Below are 2,869 nucleotides of genomic sequence, written 5' to 3'. Positions count from 1 at the left end.
TTATCTCTCCATCCCCCTTAAATTCAATAAAAACTTCTTAAGAAAATATTAATATTACTTCATATTTCTTCCACTTCGTTGACAGTATTCTATCCAATACCTATAATGAAAATTAGGAGGAAAAATAAGTTAGTTTCATATATCTAATACATAATTAAAATTATTTTATGAGAGAAAGGGACAATATGTTATGAAAAATTTAGGTAAAAAGATAGGATTGATTAGTACATTATTTGTTATGCTACTAGTTTTCACTTGTTTATATCAGCCACAATTAAGTAAAGCAGACTCAAATTCAAACTTTGTCATTAAAGATGGTGTACTCTTGCACTACGATGGTAGTGCATCAACTGTTACGATACCTTCTAATGTAAAAAAAATAGGAAAGCGTGCTTTCTATAATAATGAAAAGTTAAAGAAGGTCATTATTCCTTCCACAGTTAAAACTATCGATGAAGAAGCATTTTCAAATTGTTATTCATTATCTACTGTTCAATTAAGTAGTAATGTTTCAAAGATTCCTTATCGAGCATTTGCAGAGTGTTCTTCATTATCTTCCATAACTCTTCCCTCCAAATTGAACTACATTGGTGAAGAAGCATTTGCTAACTGCTCTAAACTTTCAAGGGTATCCATCCCTGCACCTGTAAAAACTATTGGAATTGCTGCATTTCAAAATTGTTATAGCCTTAAAACAGTAACAATCCCAAAGGATAGTAAGCTAAAGACATTAGCTCGATATTCCTTCCGATATTGCATTAAACTAACTTCTATTAATTTACCAAATTCATTGGAATCATTAGGTAGAGCATCTTTTAATGGTTGTAATTCATTAAAAAAGATAACTATACCATCAAAGGTTACATATATACAACCAGAAACATTTAGCAGTTGTACTAAATTAACAACTGTCAAAATGGAAGGGACTGTTACACGTATTGGAACAAGTGCTTTTATGTACTGTTACAAACTTACTAGTATTAATTTAAAAGAGGGTCTTAAATCTATAGAAAATTCAGCTTTCTATAATAACAAAAATCTCTCATCCGTAACGTTACCTTCCACATTAAATTATATTGGTGACTCTGCATTTGCTTATTGTTCCTCGTTAAAGAAATTGACGATTCCTTCTGGTATCACTATGATAAATCAATCAACATTCACAGGTTGTAGCAAATTAACAACAATAGCAATACCAGAAACCGTTACAACTATTAAAAGCAATGCTTTTAGTAATTGCTCAAAATTAGAGCAACTTAATCTCCCAAGTAAACTTACTACTTTAGGATCCTATGCCCTATCTGGACTTAGATCTATTAAAACCATTGAACTACCTTCCTCAATTACTACATTATCCGAAGGTTTATTTGATTCGTGTAGTAACTTAACAACAATTACTCTACCTGAGAAGTTAACGAAAATTCCTGCTAATTTATTCAATAATTGTAATTCTTTAACCACAATTACAATACCTGAAACTGTAACCACAATCGAAAACGGAGCCTTTGTTAATTGCTATCAGTTAAAGCAAATTAATATCCCAAATTCGGTTAAGTCGATTGGTTATGAAGCATTTAATTCTTGTACTTCACTTAAGAAAATAAAACTTCCAAATAAACTTAACCATCTTGGTTCAAGTGCATTTGCTTACTGTACTAGTTTATCATCTATTAACATACCTTCTACCTTATCAACCATTGAAGATTCAACTTTTAATCATTGTCGTAGTTTAACAAGTATCACAATTCCTGAAGGAGTAAAAGTAATTGATCGTCGTGCATTCTACTACTGTGCTAACCTTAGTGAAGTTAATTTTGCAGAATCCATCGAAACAATTGGTTCTAGCGCATTCATTGGTACTAAATGGATTTTACTTGCAGAAGAAGATAATATGGTAATTACAGATAACGGAATCTTAATTAAGTACACTGGCACCAAGAAGCAATTGACGATTCCTGATAACGTGAAAGCAATTGCACCTTATGTATTCCAAAATAATGGCTACTTAATAAAAGTAGTTATCCCAGATTCTGTAGTCTCCATTGGTAACTCTGCCTTCAGAGGTTGTACTAATTTAAAAACTATTAAATTATCTTCTACTTTGGAGTCAATCGGTAACCGTGCTTTCGCAGAATGCTCAAGCCTCACTTCAATCAAACTTCCTTCAGGTATTAAGTCAATTGGATCTTATGCCTTTGTAAGTTGTAATAACTTAAAAACAATTAAATTACCAAATACAATAACTTCTATTGAAGACGGTGCATTCTACAATTGCTCTTCACTTGAAGAGATTTCATTACCTAATAAACTTACTATATTAAATGACGATGTTTTCTATTTCTGTCCTAATTTGAAGAAACTTTCAATTCCAGATAGTGTTACATCAATAAGTAACTATTGTATATCTACATATAACATGTCACCAGTAATCTATTGCTCTAAAGATTCTGCTGCATATGATTTTGCAATAAAAAAAGATTTAAAAGTTGTGCTCGAATAAGTTCCCTATTAATAAAAAAATACCCTGTAAGCCAGACACTTAATAATCTGGCTTACAGGGTTATTTCTTTATGATAGCAAAGCAATTAATATTTTTTCAAAATAAAACTCTTTCTTTTTGCCAAATAGCTTTTCCATCTTCTTAAGATTATTGTCTGAATGTTCTACTTCCCTTGAATACTTATGTGCAATGTCAACTATATCTCCAAAATTCAAACTACCTTTTCCTTGCCATCTTGCTTGGCATAATTCTTGTATAATCAACAGGCTTATTACCGCTAGTTTCATCTTACCATAGGCATTCTCATCATATATAGAACCAGCGAAATATGTATAAACAAAATACACATATAACTGCTCTAACATAATC

General features: G+C 31.1%; 1 protein-coding gene and 1 pseudogene. One reads left to right on the top strand and one right to left on the bottom strand.

Annotated features, from left to right (window positions below; translation table 11 throughout):
* The first annotated feature begins 190 nt into the window (after positions 1–190).
* The gene (locus ACW2QF_RS05990; protein WP_455715084.1) at positions 191–2,500 is read left to right on the top strand and encodes a leucine-rich repeat domain-containing protein; all 2,310 of its coding nucleotides are present in this window, start codon (positions 191–193) and stop codon (positions 2,498–2,500) included.
* Positions 2,501–2,568: 68 nt separating this feature from the next.
* Here ACW2QF_RS05990 and ACW2QF_RS05985 read toward each other — a convergent pair.
* Positions 2,569–2,869, bottom strand: a pseudogene (locus ACW2QF_RS05985) (flagellin lysine-N-methylase); the annotation flags it as partial.

The organism is Anaerosporobacter sp., assembly GCF_965301125.1.
This window is presented reverse-complemented; position numbering and strand designations above follow the sequence as displayed.

What these genes read in the sequence shown, in the direction of transcription:
- ACW2QF_RS05990 (WP_455715084.1), top strand. Translation starts at nt 191, where the DNA reads ATGAAAAATTTAGGTAAAAAGATAGGATTGATTAGTACATTATTTGTT.